The following is a 20382-nucleotide window of genomic DNA, read 5'->3' as shown; positions in this document are numbered from 1 at the left end:
GAAACACGCGACTGTTACTGCGTGGTGACATCGCCAACGCAGCGCATCACATCGCATCGCGGGCCGCGTACGGCGTCTTGAATCTCACTCGCGCCGGGCTATTTTGTCCGTCACCCATCCGCAATATTGAAGTGCAAAGATGATCTCTCGCGCTCGCCTGGATGACTCGTAGAATTGCAACCGGATGCGCTGCAATCCGACATCATCGGGGCGGGCGCGACAAAGGCCGCGCGTTCACGCACCGCCAGATCACGAGGCGAGGCAGCCTGCGGCGTGATTAATTTCGCCATTTTTTTCGATTTTTGTTGTTTACCCCGGAGGTAAGATCGTCGCAGCCTGAATAAGAGGGGCAGAAAATGGCGATCACCTTGAATCTGTCAGCGTCCGCAAATCTGAACAAGTCGTTAAAGATAGACGCCATTCGATTCCTCGCGGCGGTCTGGGTGCTGATGTATCACTTTCGTCCGCCCCTGTTCAAAGAACTTCTGCCACACCGGCTCGCCTTCCTGGGCGGCGCATTGTGGTCAGGGTCGACCGCGCTGTTTGCGGGTCCCGCCGCCGTCATCGTGTTCTTTGTCATTTCCGGCTACTGCATCCATAACGCTTATCAGAAGGATGTCACGCTCAAGCCGATCAACTATTACGCGTCCAGATTCATCCGCATCGGATTACCGCTGGTTATCCTGCTGTGCCTCGTCCAACCTTTACCGACGGGGCAAAATTATCTGGAGTCCGTGCTTTGGTCGCTCTACTGCGAGATGGTGTACTACGCCATTTACCCAGTCTTGCGCCCGCGGTTTCGCTACATCGGCGAAATGATCATTGGCAGCACGATTGCGGCCGGTGTGATGGTGGCAGTGGTTCGTCTGTTTGGGCACCCCGTTTGCCACAGCTGCGTTTATGAAACGTATCGAATTCCGGGTACGGCTTTACTGTATGCGGCTGGTTGGATTTTTGGCTGCCTGATCGCGGAAACCCAGCGCAATGCGGAGCAGTTCCACATACGCGGCGCGTATTCGCCGCTCACCATGATGATCAAGCGCGGCCTCGACCGGACCACTCATTCCCTGGCAAACCATCTGGTTGCACTGAGAGTGGCGGTTGTCGCGGCCGGGGCGGCAGTGATGATTTTGTTATCCGAATCGAATCTCAAGCCGGCAATCGTGCCGCTGATCACGCCCGATATCACGCTGCCGCTATTTCAGTTTCTTGCGGCAATCTGGATCGCAGCGGAGACAGCCACGCCTTCCAAAGCCGGCATCTGGTCCAGACTGGCAGCTTTCGGCGCGTGGTCCTATAGCCTCTATCTTTGCCACAAGATGGCGCTTGCACTGCTGGAAATGACTGGCTTCGACGACACATCCCGCTTCGCATGGTTCGTCCAGGTGGCGTTGGCGTTCGCGATCAGCTATGCGTTCTACCGGATGATCGAACGGCCTTCGCATCTGATTTCCCAGCGGCTACGGAAGTACACGCCCCCGGACGCGCCGGCTGCACCGGCGGCTTGAATTCCACGGGAAGCGCTTGATGCAACTGGGATGTTTCGGTTTTCGACCGTGACGACGCGGCACCGCCTTAAATAGGCGATGCCGCGCTGAAACGGATAGCGGCGCGATGCCCCGCGCGTCAGCCCCGGGTCAGAACCGGTGAACGATACCCACGCCGAACGCAAACTGGCTGGCTGACGACGATGGCGTCGAATTGAAACCATCGCCGATTGTCGCCGTCGCGTTGATGATTTGCCCAGCGCCGTTCGTTCCCAGCGTCTTGCCGTTCGCCCTCTGATAAGCCTCCAATGCATAAAGGCCCGTGCGCTTGGACAAGGCGTAGTACTCGGAGAGATTGAACTGCTGGTATTGAGCGTTACTCTGGATGCCGTTCGCGCGCGTGGCGCGCGTATAGCTATAGCCCGCGCCGAAATCCCAGGTGGTGAGCGGCTTCCAGTGCAGTACGGCACCGCCGGTGTTGAAGATCGCCGTGTCGTGGAATTTCGAGCCGCTACCCGGAATGTACTGAACGTTCGAGTAGGTCGCCGTGACGTCCCACGCGCTGTTGAAGGTATAACCGGCACCTACCGCGAAGCGCTGCTGCGCCTGCGCGGTCTGATAGCCGTTCGTCAGCGCGGACACACCGATCTGGCTGCCGCCGTTCGTGGTCGTCGAATCCGCACCCCACGCGCCGCCACCCGACGTCGAGTTGTTGATCCGCGAAAAGCCGACAGCGAAACCAACCGGACCCATCGCATACTGCACAGCCGCCGCCCAGGTCGACCCCTGGTTCACGCTGCCAGCGACACCGCCCAACGAATACGAGCCGCTGACCGTCAGGCCATGGAGCTTCGGCGACGTATATTCCAGCGTGTTATTCGCCCGGTAGATGGTGTCGAGGCCGTCGATATCGCCAGGGTGCGCGCCATAGAAACCCGTGATCCATGTCGTCGGACTGTAGGGCGACAGCAGCTGGTAGTACGACGCGTATTGCCGGCCCGCGGTAAACGTCCCGTACGCCGGGTTAGTCACGCCGACCCACGCCTGGCGTCCAAACATCGCGTTGGCATATTGCTGGGCGCCCGTTGCCGAATTGAGACCTGACTCGAGCTGGAAGATCGCTTTCGTGTTTCCGCCCAGGTCTTCGGCGCCCTTCAAGCCGAAGCGGCTGCCCGCCCACACGCCGGGTGTCATCTTGACGACCGATTTCCCGCCGCTCGTGGAACCGAGGCTCGTCGAATTGCTTTGATAGGCAATGCCATTGTCGACAATACCGTACAACGTGACGCTGCTTTGAGCGAAGGCCGGCACCGAGGTCGCAATCGCTACCCCACACAGCACTGCCTCTACTCGTCTGCTCTTCTTATCCATTCTCCAAATCTCCAGGTCTTCTACGTGTCGTTGAAATTCTTAATCAGCTGTGTTGCGAAAGGCTCATCAAGCTAGTTGCGCTATTCCCCCCGAGGCTGCAGCAGTCGCTTCACCGTCAGGGCCAGTGGGACAGTGAAGAAGATGTGGGACATGAAGCCGCCGATGATCACGACCGGGTCGTAATAGTTTGGATGATTGTCGGAGGCGATCATGATCGCCACATGCATCACGATCCACGCCAACACCGCGTAAAACAACGCCACTAAAGTCGCTTCGTATCCGCGCCGGCGGAAGTACGGCCAGATCGTCGCAAACAGAACGCCCCACGCAGTCGCGAACACAAAGTGAATGCCCGTGCCGACGACATAAGCCCATATGCCGAGCGACTCTTGCACCTGCTTGCCGAACACCAGCCCCGTCGCGTTGCGTGGAATACCCGCCAACGGCATCAAGTGCTGCGCCCCTACCCAGATAAGGGCTTCGTAAATCCAGATGATCACGGCGCCGATCAATCCACCGATCACTCCGGCGCGGATCATCGCCTTGCGGCTTGGCCAGTCCGAAACGTTTGGCGTCATACCCTTGTTGAGTTCAGTTCCGCTCACGCTGAAATTGCCACCCATGTCTGCTCTCCTTGAAACGCGTCATATGACGGATGTCGTGACGTTGGCAGTCACCGCCTCTTTCTATAAGACCGCTGCAGATCCGCTTATGCATCGGCCACGGGACTGGTAATGAAGCGCAGCGCGAGGCGATTCATGACGATGGCCACGGCAGCGATGAGTGCGGGTACAGCGAGTACCGAGAATACGGTTGCAAAACTGAATCCGAGCGACAGCAAGGCACCGCCCACCAGCGAACCCAGAATGCCGCCGAGCCTGCCGAACCCAAGCATCCAGCTCACGCCGGTTGCCCGGGCGCGGGTCGGATAGCAGGTTGGCGCGAGTGCATTAAGCCCGGTCTGCGCACCGCTCATGAAGAAGCCGGCACACGTGACGAGAACCGGAAGCAGGTTCGACTTGAGCGTCCCCATGCCCAGCGCGAAGATGAACACGCCACCGAGCAGATACGCCGCGCCGATCACCGCATTGCGATCCATCCGGTCCATCGCGAAGCCGACAGCCACCGCCCCCACGGTCCCACCCAACTGGAACATCCCAGTGATCGCGGCAGCGCGCTCGACAGGCAAGCCCGCGTCCTTGATCAGCGTCGGCAGCCAGCCAGTCAGCAGATAGATGATCAGCAAACCCATGAAGTACGTCACCCACAGCATCAGCGTGCTAACGGCGTATCCGTCCGCGAACAGCATGCGCACGGGCGCCTTCGCGGCGATCGCCGGCTCAGGTGCGGTGAATCGCACGTCTTGCCCGAAGGGGTATCCGCACACCCGTCCCAGCGTTGCCGCGATACGTTCAGTCGCCATCTTGCGCACGAGCATCAGGCGCGCGGACTCAGGCAGCAGCCACAGCAGCAAGGGAATACTCAGGATCGGCAGGATGCCGCCGAACATGAACACCGCACGCCAGCCGAAGTGCGGGATCAGCGAAGCCGCCACGAAGCCGCCGGCACCCGAGCCGAAGTTGAACCCCGTGAACATGATGGTGAGCAGCAGGGATCGGCTGCGCGTTGGGACGTACTCGGACAGAAGCGTCGTCGAGTTCGGCATCGCGGCGCCCAATCCAAGTCCCGTCAGGAAGCGCAGCGTGACAAGCTGGATGGGCGACTCGGCAAATGCGCAGATCAGGCTGAACAGGCCGAAGCAGAAGACGGACGCAATCAGCACCTTCTTGCGTCCGATGCGATCGGCAATCGGTCCCGCGGCCAGCGCGCCGATTGCGAGCCCAACCATTGCGGCGCTCATGACAGGGCCGAAGGCCGCCCGGCTGACGTTCCAGTCGTGCATGATGACGGGCGCGACAAAGCCCATCACGGCCGTGTCCAGTCCATCCATCATGACGATCAGAAAACATAGAACAAGGACAAGCCACTGGTACGGCGACATTTTTCGCGCGTCGATGAACGCCTTGATGTCGACTGAGTCTGCAGATTTCATGCGTGTCTCCGGAGAAAATAGTTTTCCCGCCCGCGATTTCTGTCGAATCCGGGGTCTTATTGGTATCGAAATGAAAAGCCGCCAAACGGATGCGGCGCAGGGGGTGAGTTGCTTCAGACTGCTTCGGGCACCCTGCGTGTCTTCAGGAACGCTTCGAGCGTTTCGCCTCGCATGCTCGCGTACATCCCCAGGTTCGTGATCTTCACTACTCGCGCAAATTTTTCGAGGACGAAGAAACACACGCCATAGCGAATCAGGCCAATCCAGTCTGTGTTGTCGACGAGTGTGCGTTCTTCTGCCGTCAGGCCGGCCGCGTCGTACGCGGCCGTGCGGTCTTCCAGCCAAAGTGTGCGAGCCTGCGATTCACGCATCTGCCAGAAGAAACGGTTCAGGCGCATCGCCTTCATGCTCTGGCGAATATCGAACGGATACGTACCCGTCAGTTCCTCGATGCCGACCAGCTGCGGGTTCATTGCGCCACCTCATCTTCGTAGATCGTCACCGCCATCGCGGTACTCGTCGCAAGGTAGTAATTGCGATGCAGCTCGCGGACCTTCGGCCCCAGCGCGCCGCGCATCGCCAGCCACATGATCGTCTCGACGCTCTCAGCACCGCCGAGCCGCACGTAGTCGACGTGGTTCATCGCCGCGAGGCGCTGCGGATCATGGACGATCAGATCGAGGAACTCCATGTCCCAATCCGTGTTGTTGAAGCCGCTTCGCTCCCCGTGGACCTGGTGAGAGAGGCCGCCCGTACCGACAACCACCACATCCAGATCCTGCTCGAAAGACTCAATCGCGCGACGCAGCGCCTGACCGAGGCGGTAGCAACGGTTCGCGGTGGGCAGCGGATACTGCAGCACGTTGACTTCCAACGGCACCAGCGCCACCGGCCAGCCGCCCTCATGCGGCAGCATCAGCGACAACGGCGAGTTGCAGCCGTGGTCGAGCGGACGGTCCTGGAAGATCGTGAGATCGAACTCTTCGGCGACGAGCTGCTCTGCAATGTGGATAGCAAGATCGGGATGACCCGCGATGTCCGGCAGCGGACGCTTGCCCGCGCCCTCGTCCGCAAACTCGTGATTGGCGGAGACGCCCAGCGCGAACGTCGGATAGCAATCGAAGAAGAAGCTGTTGGCGTGATCGTTATAGAACATCACCATCGCGTCCGGCTTGCGCTCGGCGAGCCACCTGGCTACCGGTTCGTAGCCGAGAAATAGCGGAGCCCACGCAGGATCGTTCTGCTTGCCCTTGTCGTACGCCATGCCGATAGTCGGCACATGCGACGTACCGATCCCACCAATGATCCTTGCCATATCGTTGTCTTCCGTTACTTCGCGCTGCGCGCACCCACGCGCCAATCGGATGGGCCGCGGCTACCGGGGAGGTAGCAATCGCAACCATCTTGGGATACAAAGATATAAATTGCATGGGTTTTCAGGAAGTGCGGGTAAACCACATGCGATCGCGATAAATTGCCCGTAAGGCGCCTGGCTGCACCCGCCCGGACACGCCGGCAGCCGCTGCAAGCCCCACCACGTAAAGCGCGCCTGGTATCCCGAGCGCGCGAATCGTCTTCGGCCCCCTCCATCCGGTTATCCGCATACCATAAACAAAACAGATGGCACTGAAACGAAGTCGCAAGCCGGTTTGTAAGCGTGGTGCGAGGCTTGGCGCGTCGCTATACTTGACGGCGTCGAAAGAGTATTGACCCATGAACGAGACTACCCAGCAGGCGATTGTTCAGACGTTGCGCGAGAAGATTCTTGCCGGCGAGCTTTCACCCGGGCAACGCCTGGTGGAAGCGCAGCTCGCGCAATGGCTCGGCGTGTCGCGCACGCCGTTGCGCTATGCGTTGAGCGTGCTGTCCGCGGAAGGATTGCTCGACAGGTCGGGCGCGCGTGGATATGTCGTACGGCGCTTCAGCGTCCGCGATGTACTCAACGCCATCGACGTGCGAGGCGTACTCGAAGGACTCGCCGCCCGCTCGGTCGCCGAAGGCGGAGTGGGCGCTGCGTTGGCGGCTTCTCTCGAGGACTGTCTGCGGGCAGGTGACGATATCTTCAACGCAGGGCATCTAAAGCCAGGCGACGACGTGCGATATGCAGCGATGAATGGGCGCTTTCACGCGCTCATCGTCGATGCTGCGCAGAACATGGCAGTCAGCGCCGCTTTGAGCCTGAACGACAAAATTCCTTTCGTCTAGCCCTTCACGATCGCCTTCGACGAATCCGCCAGGGAACGCCAGTTCATGATGCTCATGTACGCACATCGCCAGCATCATGCGATCACAGACGCGTTGAAAAAAGGTGAAGGCGCGCGCGTGGAGGCGTTGATGAAAGAACATACGCAAATATCGAAAGAAAGCCTGAATCTGTCGCTGCCGGCGTTGCACCTGATCGCAGGCGCGGCATGACGACGGCACAGGCTGCCCCGCCAACAACAATCCGCCAGCCAGAGCGTCACCATCCGTGAGCAACAAAGAACTTCTCAACCTGGCGCAACTGCGCGCGTTTCGACTCGTTGCCGATATGGGCAGCGCAACGCGTGCGGCAGCGGCGCTGTTTCGCGCCCAGTCGGCGGTGACCCGTTCCGTGCAGGAACTCGAATCGGCACTGGGCGAGCCACTCTTTGACCGCAGCCCCTCGGGCATGCTCCCTACCGCGGTTGGCCGCGCCGTGCTGCAGCGTTGCGAGCGGATCTTCGCCGAACTCGAGGAACTTGCGCAGTGGTGTTCAGCAAAACAGGCGCGCCGGCGGCCGGCGGTAGAGGGCGCACTGCCGGCGTATCTGCTCAACACCCGGCGGCTCCAGTTGTTCACCGCACTGGCGCGTCACCGGCACATGCCAAGTGCGGCGAAGACCTTTGGCATCAGCCAGCCGGCCGTGAGCACTGCTATTCGCGTGCTGGAAAGCGGCTCCGGCCTGAGTCTTTTCCATCGCAGCCCGCGCGGCATTCTGCTCACGACTGAAGGCGAGACGTTTCTGCTTCACGTGCGTCGCGCGTTGAACGAGTTACGGCATGTGCCCGACGATATCGCCGCACTGCACGGCAAGATCCAGGGCGCGGTGACCGTTGGCGCGCTGCCGCTTGGGCGCACGTTGATTCTGCCCAGAGCGATTGCCCGGATGAGCGCGGAGAATCCGGGGGTGCGGGTCGTGACTGACGAGAGCGCCTATGAGGCACTGGTCGCGGGGCTGCGCGCGGGCGATATCGATTTCATTCTCGGTGCGCTGCGCGACAATGACGCCGCCAGCGGCCTGAAAAACGAGCGCTTGATGTCGGAAGATATGGTGGTGCTGGTTCGCCGCGATCATCCGCTTACTCACGCGCGTGATCTGACAGTCATGGACATGCGCGACGCGCAATGGATCTTGCCGCGCAGCAACGCGCCGGCTCGTGGGTTGTTCGAAACGCAGTTCAAGCGGATGAAAGTGAAGCCGCCCATGCCGACGGTCGAGACCGCTGACCTCGCGGTGATTCGAGGCTTGCTGCTCGGCACGGACATGGTTGCCGCGCTATCGGCCCAGCAGTTGCACTATGAGGTTCAGTCCGGTCAGCTGGCGGTGCTCGACGTCAGGTTGCACAATACCCGGCGCGACATAGGACTGACCATGCGCGCAGCCGGCACCCCGTCCCCCGCTGCGCGTGCGTTGATCGATGCGATCCGTCTGTCAGTTGTCGACGTGACGCGTACGATCAGCATGGCCGGCAGTTAGTCGCCGCACCACCTCACAATGCCTCGCCTGACAGGTCGTCGAAGAATGCACGCCAGTCGAACGGTACGGGCAGCGATGGATAGTCGATGTCCCGTTGCGACATCGTATTAACAATACTGTCCTGCAGACGCGCACACGCTTCGCTCATGAACGGCGTGATGCCGACCTCCTGCAAGGTCTGCGACACTTCCCACATTTCAGCCGCGCGCCGGCGGCCGTGTTCCGCTACCCGGCTGACCAGGTAGCCAGGCAGATCCGCGGCATCGCGCATTTTGTCGAACGTTTCACCAAGCGACGCCAGCACGATCGACTCGGCATCGTAGCGCCGCGCGGCGCGTAGACATTCCACGGTCAACGCTTCAATACCCTTGATCATGACGCTGCGGCACATCTTCGCCGCGGAGGCTACGCCGACCTTCTCCGAGACGGCGCGCGCATTGAAGCCGGACGCATTCAGTAGCGCGGCGACGCGCGCGGCGTCCGTCCCGCCCAGAAGCATGGGCACGGCAAGCCCATAAGGCGGCACAGGCGCCATGACAGCAGCCTCGACATAATGCGCGCCAGCCCCCTCGACGCAAGCCTGCGCGTGCTGCTTGGTGCGCGGTGAGACCGAATTGATGTCGAGGTAGGTCTGCCTCGGCGCAATGCATCGTGCGACCGCTTCGGCCACCTCGATATCGGCTTGCGCGGTCACAGCCGACACAACAATGTTCGCGCCGTCGATCGCGCTATCCAGGGTGTCGGCTACACGAACGCCTGCGGTGACGGCTTTCTCGCGAAGCAGGTCCCGTCGCAGGTCATACATCGATACCTGCATACCTTTCGCGGCAAGCGCGGCGCCGAGAATGCCGCCAGCCTCGCCGAATCCAACGAATGCGAACCGGGTAAGGCCGTTCATGCCCGCCCCTGCCATACGGAAGAAGGAATGCCTACCGCCCCGTCGAAGAGCCACCTTGCCGTGCGTAACAGCGCGGCGCTCAGCACCTCGGGCCGGTCCGGTTCTCCGCCGAGGGCAAGTTCCACCGTGAACTCGCCTGTTGGATGCTCGACCGATACGCGTTTTCGCGTACCGTCGCTGTCCAGATCGGCAATGCCGTCGCAGACCGTGCCCGGGAGCACCGCTGCAGTGGCGACGCTCACCGCGCCGAGTACACCGATCGATGCATGGCAGCGATGCGGGATGAAGCTGCGCGTACAGATCGTTCCGCCATGGCGAGGTTCAGCGACGAGACACATCTTCGGGACCGTGCGCGCACTCACATCGCCGAGATTCATCATCGGTCCCGCCGCGAGCCGGATCTTTTCGATGCGCGCCTTCAGTGCCTCATCCGCTTCCAGCTGCTCGCGCGTCTCATAGCCGGTGCGCTCCAGATCGCGTGCCCGAATCAGCACGAGCGGCATGCCGTTATCGATGCACGTCACGTCGACTCCGTCGACGGTATCTCGAAGACGGCCGGTTGGCAGCAGCGCGCCGCATGTGGAACCGGCCGTGTCCCTGAACTCGAGAGGGATCGGCGACGCCATGCCAGGCACGCCGTCGATGCGCGCATCGCCCTCATAGGCGACCTGGCGGCCTGGCGTGCGGACCGTGGCAACCGCGATCTGAGCGGTGTTGAGCATGTGAATGGCGACCCGCGTGCTGCCGTCCCGCGCTTCAACCAGGCCGCGCTCGATCGCAAACGGGCCGACGCCCGCGAGAATATTGCCGCAGTTCTGCCCGAAATCGACCCGCGCTTCGTTCACCAAGACCTGCGCGAACAGATAGTCGACGTCGGCATCCTGGCGTGTGGAGCGCGAGATGATCGCAACCTTGCTCGTCAACGGATCGGCGCCGCCGATGCCGTCGATCTGACGCGGGTCGGGCGAGCCCATCACGGTGAGCAGGACACGGTCCCGCTCGGCTGCATCGGCCGGCAAATCCGACGCCATGAAGTAAGCGCCTTTCGACGTGCCGCCACGCATCATCATGCAGGGGATGCGCGTTTGTGAGTGACTGGACATCGCCGTGCCCTCCGTCAAAGGTCCTCGGCCGAGGCGACGTAGCGCACGCCTTTTTCCGCGAGCTTCTCGCGCATGGCGTAGTAATCCAGGCCGAGCGTGCCGCCGGCGAGCACCGAACGCGTCTTCTCCTCCTTCGCCATGCGCGCCTGCGACGCCTGCGCCACGCGTGCCACCGTGTCGATCGGAACGACGACGACACCGTCGTCATCCGCGACGATGACGTCGCCGGGATTCACGATCTGCTGCGCGCACACCACCGGAATATTGACCGAGCCGAGTGTTTCCTTGACCGTACCTTGCGCGGAGACTGCCTTCGACCAGACAGGGAATTTCATTTCCTTGAGCGAGGCGACGTCGCGACATCCCGCGTCGATGATCAATCCGCGCACACCGCGTGCAGCAAGCGAGGTAGCGAGCAGATCGCCGAAATAGCCATCCTCGCACGGCGAGGTCGGCGCCACGACAAGAACGTCGCCCTCGCGGCATTGTTCGACTGCGACATGCAGCATCCAGTTGTCCGACGGCGGCACGAGCACCGTGACCGCCGAACCCGCGATTGCCGGGCCCGAGTAGATGGGTCTCATGTAAGAGGCGAGCAGGCCCAAGCGGCTCTGTGCCTCGTGCACGGTCGCAGCGCCCGCATGCTGCAGCACAGCCACATCGCGCGCGTCGGCACGCCGGATATGGGTCACCACGACGCCCCGTTTCATGCCAGATCTCCCGTGACAGCCGGCGTTACGCGCTGATAGCCCTCTGCGTATTTGATGTCGCGCACCGCGGTGATGCCGATGTTGCGCTTTGCCTGCACGCCGCGCTGCAATGCGACGCGCGTGTAGTATTCCCAAAGATGCTCCTGACCTGCCATGCACTCGATGGCGCGGCGCTTGGTCTCCCACACCTCGGTGATATCGAGGAAGGTGTTCGGCATCCATTCGCACTGTTCGGTCTGATGCGGCTCGAACGCATACACGGGCGGTGCACCGACAACTTTCTGCCCGGGGTGATGGCCTTCAGCCTGCGCGATGATGCGCGCTTCCTGGGCAACATGCATGGCGAGCGGATGATCGAAGTTGTACGGGTCTTTCTGCGAATGGCTCAACACGAAAGCCGGCTGCAGGTCGCGGTAAACATCGACAAGCCGCATCAATGCATCGTCCGATACGCGCAACGGGTAATCCCCGAGATCGAAGAATTCGACCTCGGCGCCGAGAATTTCCGCGGCGCGCTCGGCCTCCTCCCTTCGCGCTGCTTTGACCTTCTCGATCGTCATGTCGCCCTTGCGCCAAAGCTTGGCCGACTCGCCACGCTCGCCGAACGAAAGACACACGACTTTCGCGCGGTATCCATTTTGCTTGTGTAGTGCGATCGCGCCGCCTGCACGCCACACGAAGTCGGCGCTGTGCGCACTGACCACCAACATCGCCTTGTCTGCCATTTCTAACCCACCACTGTTCGCTATGTGACAGGCACCATTGTAGGATTCGAAGGAACCTTGGAAGCACCTAAAGGAGCGCCCAACTCCATCTAATCTGTTTATCGGCAATCAGAAATAGCTGACCGATCATTTCACTTAGTACAGCACGACCGAGCGGATCGACTGGCAGAGATCGGTCTTGCGCGACAGGCAGAACTTGCCCTGGTGGCATTCCGGCGTGTAGAGCGGAATCACGTGGTCGCCATTCGTCAGCGTGCCGACACCCGGGCCGACATCGACGAATGCACGTCTTGCCACACCTCGCGAATCCAGTCGCGCAGTAGCAGCGATTCCGGCGCGTCTCGACGCGAAAGAGCCGGTTCGCGATGTCCTGCAATGCTTCATGCCGCACAGTATTCATGCGTCCAATGATCGGCATTAGAACAATAAAGTTGACGAGCCTTCCGCGCAGGCGAACACTACACACACGACAGCCTATGCGAACCCGGAGTCTTTTGAAATGCAAACGATGCACACGCCCGATCCCATGATCGAAAAAGCCGGGCCGCTCGACGCCCAATTCGATGCAGAAAGGCACGTACGACAGGAGCTCGCCGCGCTCTATCGTCTGGTCGCTCACTTCCGCATGACGGACATGATCGACACGCACATCACGGCGCGCCTGCCAGACCTGCCGGGAGAGCCGCCGACCTTCCTGATCAATCGCTACGGCGTACTTTTTCACGAGATGCGCGCGTCGGACCTGGTGAAGATCGATCATGACGGCAACGTCATCGACGAGCGCGCGCACAGCGAGCCGGAACTATTCCGGGTGAATGCCGCGGGTTTCACGATTCATTCGGCCATTCACGCGGCGCGTGACGATCTGCATTTTGTGATCCACACGCACACGGCGGCCGGAACCGCCGTGTCGGCGCAGGAGCATGGGCTGCTGCCGATCAGTCAGCATGCGTTGAAGTTCTACGGCAAGCTCGCCTACCACGACTACGAAGGCATCGCCCTCGAACTCGGCGAGCGCGAACGTCTGGTTCGGGATCTTGGTTCCTGCAAGGCGATGATCCTGCGCAATCACGGGCTGCTCGCAGCGGGCGCCACGGCTGCCGAAGCATTTCACGAAATCTATTTTCTCGAACGGGCCTGCCAGGCGCAGATCCAGGCGCTGGCCGGCGGTACCGCGCTGCGCATTCCGCCGCGCGAAGTCTGCGAGTTGACCGCTGCCCAGTTCAATCGTGAAGACTCGGCGGAAATCGCGAACTTGGCGTGGCGCGCAGCGCTACGGCTCATAGACGACCCGCAATCCGATTACCGCAGCTAGTCCCCTCTTCACGCTTCATACTTCGCGATACGTACCGGCGCGACGGACGTATCGCAAACGATGCCATGACCAAATTAGTCCTGGTAAGGGCGGTACGACCCCGCTGATCGGCGCCATGCTGGCACAGAACTACAAGGGCGAGTGGCTGCCGCTGGCGGTCTTCTTCAACGGACTCTCCGCGGTATCGCTGCTTGGCAGCGTGGGCCTTGGACGTTACGCGGAAGATTGAAAATTTGCGGGTGTCAACCACCAGGCCGCCTTGTCACAACATCCCGGGATCGAGACCCAGTGGAAAGCCGACATGTTCAAACCGCAACGCATGCTGGCCGTCACAGTGAATCGGGAGACGAGACCCGTGACCTGGTCACCGTTTCCTCGCCGCTCCACCCTGCCCCCGCTACGCCGTCAACGCTGAATCGACTTCATAAGGAGTCCATCATGCTGCAGTCTGACGGAATTCTAGATGGGGAGTGCGTGCTGCGATGCGGAGGTGGCTCTCCATCAAGCTTACTTCTTAGACAGCCTTTTAGTGATAAAGCCGGCAATCGCGGCTGGGTTGCCTGCGTTCTGCTCATGACGAAAACTGATGACGCGCATGCCTTCGGCCTGCCAGTATTGACGCACCAGTCAATTGCGGCAATCAACTCTTTCGTGGAATCCTGTAGGGATTGGCTTACGCACCCCCGTTCTTGAGGATTCACCGAAGCATTTGAACCCGTCTGAACTTTAGACATCTGCGTCCCCGGCCAGGTCGGCGGGGCGGAAAATGTATTATGCAATCGTAAACCTTGACATGAGGCAGGAGTCGTGAGGATCGTTTTCGATCCCCATGCAATTGCTCATGTCCCTGTCCAACCTCGCCCGACTGTGCCTGTCCGAATGGATCAGCTTCCTGCTTGTCGCCGTCCCGCTGGACCACCTACTACAAGCTGATCGAGCGAGGCAGCGTGCGCACCGTGCACCCGGCCCGCGCGCTGTTTCGTCTGGTGCTGTCGGTGCTACCCTTCGACGTGCTGACCTTGGTCCTCGACGGTACGCTGGTCCCGCGTTCCTCGGCGTCGGCGCCCAGTTGCTGATATCGCCACGACCACAGTCGCAAGACCAACCGGCCACCGTTCCTGCTTGCGCAGTGCTGGGTCACCGTCGGGTTGAGCGTGCTCGGCCATGGCGGAGCCAACCTGGTGCTGCCGATTCTCTCCCGCCTGGTGCCGACGACCGGCAACCGCGACAAGCTCGTGATTGCGCTGGCGCTGCTGCGCGCACTGGCAGGGGTGGCCGACAAGCCGGTGCGGGTGCTGTTCGATTCCTGGTTTATGCGCGCTGGTCTGGTGTTGCCTTTGACTTCCCGCTGCACTCCGTAGGCTGGTTATGTCGGTCCATCCGAACCGGACATACCCATTGCGGAGATTCGCATGCCTTATCAAACTCCTTTCGCGGACTTGATCTTTCCTGACGAGTCAGGGCGACCATGCACGCAGACCTATCGCGTCATTCTCACTGACACGCCGGATCGCCTCGCGGTCATCCATCTACGGCACGTCAACGCGAGCGATCAAAGCCCGGCGAGCTCGTCGATCGTTCGCGACCAGATACTCAAGGCTGTGGTGCAAATAGCTATCAACGAATCGGATAGAGTGTCGGGCTGACCGATTTGGGGGCCCGTGATGAGCAAACTGAAGAGTCTGGACGGGCTGTTCGCGGGCCGTCGCTTTGACCGTGACGTGATTATTCTTTGTGTGCGCTGGTATCTGCGCTACAAACTCTGCCTGCGCGATATCGTCGAGATGATGGCTGAGCGAGGGTTGTCGCTTGCTCACGCCCCGCAGGAAGTCCCCTTGGGGGACACGGCGGTCCTGCGTTGGGTGCGGCGCTATACGCCCGAGTTCGTCAAGCGCTGGAACCATTTCGCAACACCTGCGGGACGGTCGTGGCGAGTTGACGAGACGTACCTGAAGATCCGGGGCAAATGGGTTTATCTATATCGGGCGGTGGATCGGGTCGTCCAGACGGTAGACTTTATGCTCAGGGCAAAGCGCGATGTGGCTGCGGCAAAAGCCTTTTTCAGCAAAGCAATCAAACATCAGGGCCGGGCACCGGAGACGGTCACGCTCGATGGGTATGCCGCCTCGCACCGGGCCTTGCGTGAGATGAAAACTGATGGCCTGCTGCCCGAGGACACGAAGGTGCGGTCTTCGAAGTATCTCAATAATCTGATCGAACAGGACCATCGTCACATCAAGTCCAGAACGAACGTGATGCTCGGCTTCAAACGGTTCAGGAGCGCCGCGACCACGATTTCAGGCATCGAGTTGATGCATCGCTTTCGCAAGGGGCAGTTCGACCTCGCCGCTCTCGCGCTCGAGGACATCGCTGCGCCCTCCGTCTGGAATTTTGTCCTGTTCAGTCGATAAGGTATCCATATCTATAATAAATATCTCAACCACGCCACCTGTTTGCACCAGATCCCTCGCGAGGACTGCGCCGTTTCCGATTCGATATTGAGCGACGACTGCACTCACGGCGGGTCCGTGCACACTTCCGCAGGCGCACGGGTCCATCCGTGAGAGGCGCGCTCGCCGCGCCTATGCCGCGCGGGAGGCCGCCACCGTCCGGCCCGCGCTTTCCGAAGATGAAGAAACAGCCTTGACCGGCGAAGAAGCTGCCTGAACCGGCGCTTGCTGCGCAATGCACTCGCGCAGCTTGATCAATGCCAGCACCGTATCGATCGTCGGCGTTGCCTCGCCGACCAGCCGGCCCATTTCCTGGACAACGGTAAGTAGTGGGTCGATCTCCATCGGGCGGTTGGCTTCAAGATCCTGCAACATCGAGGTCTTGTGGGCGCCGACCGCACCCGCGCCATCGATGCGCCTTTCGACATCCACGCGGAAATGCACGCCTAAGCGGTCGCCGATCGCTTTGGCTTCCAGCATCATTGTTCGCGATACCGCACGCGTTGCAGGATTGCTCGTGATGACGTCCAGCGTCGCGTGGGTCAGCGCGCTAATCGGATTGAAGCAGAGATTGCCCCATAGCTTCAGCCAGATCTCGTCGCGGATCGTGTCGCGGATCGGCGCGTCCAGACCCGCCGCCACCATGATTTCGTGCAGTTTCTGGATCCGCTGCGTCTGTTCGCCGCCCGGCTCGCCAATCGGGAATTTCTTGCCGTACACATGGCGAATCACGCCGGGCTCGACGATTTCGGCCGCCGGATACACCACGCAACCGATCGCCCGCTCGGGTCCGAGCTGGTTCCACTGCTTGCCGCCCGGGTCGATGCTGTCGAGCGTGGTGCCGGCGAATTCGCCGCCATGCTTGTAGAAATACCAGTACGGGATCCCGTTTACGGCGGTAACGATCGCCGTGTCCGGCCCCAGCAAGGGCTGCATCGCGCCCACCACGCCCGGCACCGAATGCGCCTTCAGCGCAACGATCACATAGTCCTGCACGCCGAGTTCACGCGGGTCCGCTGAGCAACGCACCTTGACGATACGCTCGGTACCGTCGATCTGCAGACGTACGCCGTTTGCCTGCATGGCGGCGAGGTGCGGGCCGCGCGCCACGAAACTGACGTCGGCGCCTGCCAGTGCGAGTTGTGCACCGAGGTACGCGCCGATCGCGCCGGCGCCATAAATACAGATCTTCATCTGTCTCCTCCTGTTTTGAAGTCACGAACGCTGTCGCGTCGAAATCGACATCCGTTTCGACTCCGACGATGCGAATTTTTCCCAGCGGGGCGTCATCACCGTGCGCCGTATCGCGGGCGCATGCGACGCCGCCGCAGGCTTCGCCGCTTATGCTCGAACGGGCGTCAACCAAGCGCGATGGCCCGCCAGCGCCTCACGCGCGATCTGGCACAACGCCTCATTGTTCGGCGTATCGAGCACTGCCAGCAACGCGCGCCGCATGCGCGGCTCCCAGAAGCGGTGAATATGATCGGCGATGCCGGCCAGCGCCTCTTCGCGGTCCGGCATCGACTCGAAGAACTCGCCGATCCGGTTCGCCATGTCGATCAGGTTCTGGTCATCCATGGCTTGCCTCACTTACCCGACGTTGCATTGGCCAACTCACGCTGCTTCAGCAGATCGAGCTGCTCGGTGTTGAAGCGCGAATACTCCTGCTGCCACTGCGACGGCTGTTCGACCGGCATCACCTGCACCGCGGTAACCTTGTATTCCGGGCAGTTGGTGGCCCAGTCCGAGCTATCGGTGGTGATCACGTTCGCACCCGATTCGGGGAAGTGGAACGTCGTGTAGACGACACCCGGCTGCATCCGCTCGGTCACCTTCGCGCGCAACACGGTCTGGCCCGCGCGCGATTCGATGCCGACCCAGTCGTCGGTCTTGATGCCGCGTTCTTCCGCGTCGTGCGGATGCAGTTCCAGACGGTCTTCGTCGTGCCAGCGCGAGTTTTCGGTGCGGCGCGTCTGCGCGCCGACGTTGTACTGCGACAGGATGCGGCCCGTGGTGAGCAGCAGCGGGAACTTGCGCGTGACCTTTTCAGGCGTTGCGATGAACTTCGTAATCACGAACTTGCCCTTGCCGCGCACGAAGGTGTCGATGTGCATGGTCGGCGTGCCGTCGGGCGCGTTCTCGTTGCAGGGCCACTGGATGCTGCCGAGCTCGTCGAGCTTTTTGTACGAAACGCCGTGGAAGGTCGGCGTGAGACGGGCGATCTCGTCCATGATTTCGGACGGGTGCGCATAGTCCATCTCATAGCCGAGCGCGCGCGCGAGCAGCACCGTGACTTCCCAGTCGGCGTAGCCCGGCACCGGCGGCATCACCTTGCGCACGCGCGAGATGCGGCGTTCCGCGTTGGTGAAGGTGCCGTCCTTTTCGAGGAACGACGAACCCGGCAACAGCACGTGCGCATACTTCGCGGTCTCGTTGAGGAAAATGTCCTGCACGACGATGCATTCCATCGACGACAGCGCCGCCGACACATGATGTGTGTTCGGATCGGACTGCACGATATCCTCGCCCTGGCAGTACAGGCCCTTGAAGGTGCCATGCACCGCGGCGTCGAACATGTTGGGAATGCGCAGGCCCGGTTCCGGTTGCAACGTGACGTTCCATGCTTCTTCGAACAGCGCGCGCGTGATCGGATCGCTGATGTGACGATAGCCGGGCAGTTCGTGCGGGAACGAGCCCATGTCGCACGAACCCTGCACGTTGTTCTGGCCGCGCAGCGGATTCACGCCGACGCCTTCGCGCCCGATGTTGCCGGTCGCCATCGCGAGGTTGGCGATGCCCATCACCATCGTCGAACCTTGCGCGTGCTCGGTGACGCCGAGGCCGTAGTAGATCGCGGCGTTGTGGCCGGTGGCGTAAATGCGGGCGGCGGCGCGCACTTCTTCGGCCGGCACGCCGGTGAGCTCCGCGGTGGCTTCCGGCGCATTTTCAGGCAGCGCGACGAATGCCCGCCATTGCTCGAACGCACGCGTTTCGCAGCGCCCGGCGATGAAGGCTTCGTCGAGCAGGCCTTCGGTGACGATCACATGCGCGAGCGCGTTGATGATCGCGACGTTGGTGCCCGGACGCAGTTGCAGATGATGCGACGCCTTCACGTGCGGCGTATCGACGATATCGATGCGGCGCGGATCGACCACGATCAGCTTCGCGCCTTCGCGTATGCGGCGCTTCATCCGCGAGCCGAACACCGGATGGCCGTCGGTCGGATTCGCGCCGATCACCATGATCACGTCGGCTTTATCGACTGACGCGAAAGTCTGCGTGCCGGCCGATTCGCCGAGCGTCGTCTTCAGGCCGTAGCCGGTCGGCGAGTGGCACACGCGCGCGCAGGTGTCGACGTTGTTGTTGCCGAACGCGGCGCGCACGAGCTTCTGCACGAGATACGTTTCTTCGTTCGTGCAACGCGACGACGTAATGCCGCCGATCGAATCGCGGCCGTGCTTCGCCTGGATGCGGCGGAACTCCGAGGCCGCGTAACTGAGCGCTTCTTCCCAGCTGACTTCGCGCCACGGATCGGTGATCTTCGCGCGGATCATCGGCCTGGTGATGCGGTCCTTGTGGGTCGCGTAACCCCATGCGAAGCGGCCCTTCACGCAGGCGTGGCCTTCGTTGGCCCGGCCGTTCTTGTGCGGCACCATCCGCACGACCTGGTTGCCCTTCATCTCCGCCTTGAACGAGCAGCCGACGCCGCAATACGCGCACGTCGTGACCACCGAATGCTCGGACTGGCCGAGCATGATGACGGATTTTTCCTGCAAGGTCGCGGTCGGGCACGCGGCGACGCACGCGCCGCACGACACGCACTCCGATTCCATGAACGGCTGGTTTTCGCTGGCCGCGACGCGCGACTCGAAGCCGCGCCCGGCGATGGTCAGCGCGAACGTGCCTTGTGTCTCTTCACAGGCGCGCACGCAGCGATTGCAGACGATGCACTTCGACGGGTCGTATGTGAAGTACGGATTCGATTCGTCCTTCTTGTCCTTCAGGTGATTTGCGCCATCGAAGCCGTAGCGCACTTCGCGCAAGCCGGTCACGCCCGCCATGTCCTGCAGTTCACAGTCGCCGTTGGCGGGGCAGGTCAGGCAGTCGAGCGGGTGATCGGAGATGTACAGCTCCATCACGTTGCGCCGCAGCGATTGCAGGCGATCGGTTTGCGTGCGCACTTTCATGCCGGCTTCGACCGGCGTCGTGCACGAGGCCGGATAGCCGCGCTTGCCTTCGATTTCGACCAGGCACAAGCGGCATGAACCGAACGGTTCGAGCGAGTCGGTCGCGCAAAGCTTCGGCACGTTCACGCCGGCTTCCACGGCGGCGCGCATCACCGACGTGCCGGCCGGCACCGTCACCGCCTGGCCGTCGATTTCGAGCGTGACGTCGATGTCGGCATGACGGAGCGGCGTGCCGTAGTCGGTGTCGTCGAAGAACGAGCGGGGCGCGCGTTGTTGTTGTGTCTGCAGTGCTTGCGATTTGCACGCGCAGTTGCCGGAACCGCAGCCACCGGCAGGGGAGTTGGGCACGTCGGACATATGAGGCT

The 20382-nt window shown here is 61.6% G+C and carries 19 protein-coding genes and 3 pseudogenes; 9 read left to right on the top strand and 13 right to left on the bottom strand.

The window, feature by feature from the left end; translation table 11 throughout:
• Positions 1-356 precede the first annotated feature (356 nt).
• Entirely contained in the window at positions 357-1508 is a 1152-nt protein-coding gene (locus WN982_RS26785) for an acyltransferase family protein (protein WP_341318617.1), read from the top strand.
• A gap of 129 nt (positions 1509-1637) precedes the next feature.
• Here the strand turns inward: WN982_RS26785 and WN982_RS26780 are convergent, their stop codons facing one another.
• The 5 genes from WN982_RS26780 to WN982_RS26760 all read right to left on the bottom strand — a co-directional run bounded on the left by WN982_RS26780 (position 1638) and on the right by WN982_RS26760 (position 6226).
• Positions 1638-2858 carry a porin gene (locus WN982_RS26780; RefSeq protein WP_341318616.1) on the bottom strand — a complete coding sequence of 407 codons (1221 nt, stop codon included), beginning with the start codon at positions 2856-2858 and terminating at the stop codon, positions 1638-1640.
• Positions 2859-2938: 80 nt separating this feature from the next.
• Entirely contained in the window at positions 2939-3481 is a 543-nt protein-coding gene (locus WN982_RS26775) for a hypothetical protein (RefSeq protein ID WP_341318615.1), read from the bottom strand.
• A gap of 86 nt (positions 3482-3567) precedes the next feature.
• Positions 3568-4911, bottom strand: coding sequence for an aromatic acid/H+ symport family MFS transporter (locus WN982_RS26770; RefSeq protein WP_341318614.1), 1344 nt, complete (start codon positions 4909-4911; stop codon positions 3568-3570).
• A 113-nt stretch (positions 4912-5024) separates the two neighbouring features.
• Positions 5025-5384: a protocatechuate 3,4-dioxygenase gene (locus WN982_RS26765; protein ID WP_341318613.1), complete on the bottom strand. Its 360-nt coding sequence runs from the start codon at positions 5382-5384 to the stop codon at positions 5025-5027.
• The gene (locus WN982_RS26760) at positions 5381-6226 is read right to left on the bottom strand and encodes a gallate dioxygenase (protein WP_341318612.1); all 846 of its coding nucleotides are present in this window, start codon (positions 6224-6226) and stop codon (positions 5381-5383) included. Before WN982_RS26760 ends, WN982_RS26765 begins: the two co-directional genes overlap by 4 nt.
• 398 nt (positions 6227-6624) lie before the next feature.
• Between WN982_RS26760 and WN982_RS26755 the strand changes: the two are divergent.
• A pseudogene (locus WN982_RS26755) lies at positions 6625-7326 on the top strand (GntR family transcriptional regulator).
• 55 nt (positions 7327-7381) lie between these two features.
• The gene (locus tag WN982_RS26750; protein WP_341318611.1) at positions 7382-8629 is read left to right on the top strand and encodes a LysR family transcriptional regulator; all 1248 of its coding nucleotides are present in this window, start codon (positions 7382-7384) and stop codon (positions 8627-8629) included.
• Positions 8630-8642: 13 nt separating this feature from the next.
• Here WN982_RS26750 and WN982_RS26745 read toward each other — a convergent pair whose 3' ends face one another.
• From WN982_RS26745 to WN982_RS26725, 5 genes and pseudogenes are all read right to left on the bottom strand, one after another.
• Positions 8643-9527, bottom strand: coding sequence for a DUF1932 domain-containing protein (locus WN982_RS26745; protein WP_341318610.1), 885 nt, complete (start codon positions 9525-9527; stop codon positions 8643-8645).
• Positions 9524-10630, bottom strand: a complete 1107-nt coding sequence (locus WN982_RS26740; protein WP_341318609.1) for a 4-oxalomesaconate tautomerase — start codon at positions 10628-10630, stop codon at positions 9524-9526. The genes WN982_RS26745 and WN982_RS26740 overlap by 4 nt, the downstream gene beginning before the upstream one ends.
• A gap of 14 nt (positions 10631-10644) precedes the next feature.
• A complete protein-coding gene (locus WN982_RS26735) occupies positions 10645-11340 on the bottom strand; it encodes a 4-carboxy-4-hydroxy-2-oxoadipate aldolase/oxaloacetate decarboxylase (RefSeq protein WP_341318608.1) in 696 nt (231 codons plus the stop codon).
• Positions 11337-12065, bottom strand: a complete 729-nt coding sequence (locus WN982_RS26730) for a PIG-L deacetylase family protein (protein ID WP_341318607.1) — start codon at positions 12063-12065, stop codon at positions 11337-11339. The genes WN982_RS26735 and WN982_RS26730 overlap by 4 nt, the downstream gene beginning before the upstream one ends.
• 150 nt (positions 12066-12215) lie before the next feature.
• A pseudogene (locus WN982_RS26725) lies at positions 12216-12341 on the bottom strand (S-(hydroxymethyl)glutathione dehydrogenase); the annotation flags it as partial.
• 250 nt (positions 12342-12591) lie between these two features.
• On the opposite strand from WN982_RS26725, the gene WN982_RS26720 reads away from it, so the two are divergent.
• The 6 genes and pseudogenes from WN982_RS26720 (at position 12592) to WN982_RS26695 (ending at position 15791) form a co-directional block, all read left to right on the top strand.
• Positions 12592-13380 (top strand): class II aldolase/adducin family protein, encoded by a 789-nt coding sequence (locus tag WN982_RS26720; protein WP_341319433.1) that lies wholly within the window; start codon positions 12592-12594, stop codon positions 13378-13380.
• Between the two features lie 88 nt (positions 13381-13468).
• Positions 13469-13609: pseudogene (locus WN982_RS26715) on the top strand (MFS transporter); the annotation flags it as partial.
• Between the two features lie 667 nt (positions 13610-14276).
• On the top strand, positions 14277-14456 hold the full coding sequence (locus WN982_RS26710) for a hypothetical protein (RefSeq protein WP_341318606.1): 180 nt from the start codon (positions 14277-14279) through the stop codon (positions 14454-14456).
• Between the two features lie 105 nt (positions 14457-14561).
• Positions 14562-14741, top strand: coding sequence for a hypothetical protein (locus WN982_RS26705; protein WP_341318605.1), 180 nt, complete (start codon positions 14562-14564; stop codon positions 14739-14741).
• 51 nt (positions 14742-14792) lie between these two features.
• Positions 14793-15026, top strand: coding sequence for a hypothetical protein (locus WN982_RS26700; protein ID WP_341318604.1), 234 nt, complete (start codon positions 14793-14795; stop codon positions 15024-15026).
• Between the two features lie 18 nt (positions 15027-15044).
• Entirely contained in the window at positions 15045-15791 is a 747-nt protein-coding gene (locus WN982_RS26695) for an IS6 family transposase (protein ID WP_341318603.1), read from the top strand.
• A 171-nt stretch (positions 15792-15962) separates the two neighbouring features.
• Here WN982_RS26695 and WN982_RS26690 read toward each other — a convergent pair whose 3' ends face one another.
• From WN982_RS26690 to fdhF, 3 genes are all read right to left on the bottom strand, one after another.
• Positions 15963-17024 carry a 2-dehydropantoate 2-reductase gene (locus WN982_RS26690; RefSeq protein WP_341318602.1) on the bottom strand — a complete coding sequence of 354 codons (1062 nt, stop codon included), beginning with the start codon at positions 17022-17024 and terminating at the stop codon, positions 15963-15965.
• 147 nt (positions 17025-17171) lie between these two features.
• Complete coding sequence (locus tag WN982_RS26685) at positions 17172-17408, bottom strand: formate dehydrogenase subunit delta (RefSeq protein WP_341318601.1); 237 nt, start codon at positions 17406-17408, stop codon at positions 17172-17174.
• A gap of 8 nt (positions 17409-17416) precedes the next feature.
• Positions 17417-20374: a formate dehydrogenase subunit alpha gene (gene fdhF, locus WN982_RS26680; RefSeq protein WP_341314634.1), complete on the bottom strand. Its 2958-nt coding sequence runs from the start codon at positions 20372-20374 to the stop codon at positions 17417-17419.
• Between the last annotated feature and the right edge of the window lie 8 nt (positions 20375-20382).

This window comes from Paraburkholderia sp. IMGN_8, from assembly GCF_038050405.1.
Taxonomy (GTDB): Bacteria; Pseudomonadota; Gammaproteobacteria; order Burkholderiales; family Burkholderiaceae; genus Paraburkholderia.
The sequence above is the reverse complement of the archived record's forward strand: the minus strand, read 5'-3'. Positions and strand labels throughout refer to the sequence as shown.

Bases quoted from the DNA above. Each gene is read 5' to 3' on its own strand.
- WN982_RS26730 (WP_341318607.1), bottom strand. From the start codon at position 12,065: ATGGCAGACAAGGCGATGTTGGTGGTCAGTGCGCACAGCGCCGACTTC.
- WN982_RS26745 (WP_341318610.1), bottom strand. From the start codon at position 9,527: ATGAACGGCCTTACCCGGTTCGCATTCGTTGGATTCGGCGAGGCTGGC.
- WN982_RS26690 (WP_341318602.1), bottom strand. From the start codon at position 17,024: ATGAAGATCTGTATTTATGGCGCCGGCGCGATCGGCGCGTACCTCGGT.
- WN982_RS26760 (WP_341318612.1), bottom strand. From the start codon at position 6,226: ATGGCAAGGATCATTGGTGGGATCGGTACGTCGCATGTGCCGACTATC.
- WN982_RS26770 (WP_341318614.1), bottom strand. From the start codon at position 4,911: ATGAAATCTGCAGACTCAGTCGACATCAAGGCGTTCATCGACGCGCGA.
- WN982_RS26740 (WP_341318609.1), bottom strand. From the start codon at position 10,630: ATGTCCAGTCACTCACAAACGCGCATCCCCTGCATGATGATGCGTGGC.
- WN982_RS26765 (WP_341318613.1), bottom strand. From the start codon at position 5,384: ATGAACCCGCAGCTGGTCGGCATCGAGGAACTGACGGGTACGTATCCG.
- WN982_RS26775 (WP_341318615.1), bottom strand. From the start codon at position 3,481: ATGGGTGGCAATTTCAGCGTGAGCGGAACTGAACTCAACAAGGGTATG.
- WN982_RS26695 (WP_341318603.1), top strand. From the start codon at position 15,045: ATGAGCAAACTGAAGAGTCTGGACGGGCTGTTCGCGGGCCGTCGCTTT.
- WN982_RS26720 (WP_341319433.1), top strand. From the start codon at position 12,592: ATGATCGAAAAAGCCGGGCCGCTCGACGCCCAATTCGATGCAGAAAGG.
- fdhF (WP_341314634.1), bottom strand. From the start codon at position 20,374: ATGTCCGACGTGCCCAACTCCCCTGCCGGTGGCTGCGGTTCCGGCAAC.
- WN982_RS26685 (WP_341318601.1), bottom strand. From the start codon at position 17,408: ATGGATGACCAGAACCTGATCGACATGGCGAACCGGATCGGCGAGTTC.
- WN982_RS26700 (WP_341318604.1), top strand. From the start codon at position 14,793: ATGCCTTATCAAACTCCTTTCGCGGACTTGATCTTTCCTGACGAGTCA.
- WN982_RS26735 (WP_341318608.1), bottom strand. From the start codon at position 11,340: ATGAAACGGGGCGTCGTGGTGACCCATATCCGGCGTGCCGACGCGCGC.
- WN982_RS26785 (WP_341318617.1), top strand. From the start codon at position 357: ATGGCGATCACCTTGAATCTGTCAGCGTCCGCAAATCTGAACAAGTCG.
- WN982_RS26780 (WP_341318616.1), bottom strand. From the start codon at position 2,858: ATGGATAAGAAGAGCAGACGAGTAGAGGCAGTGCTGTGTGGGGTAGCG.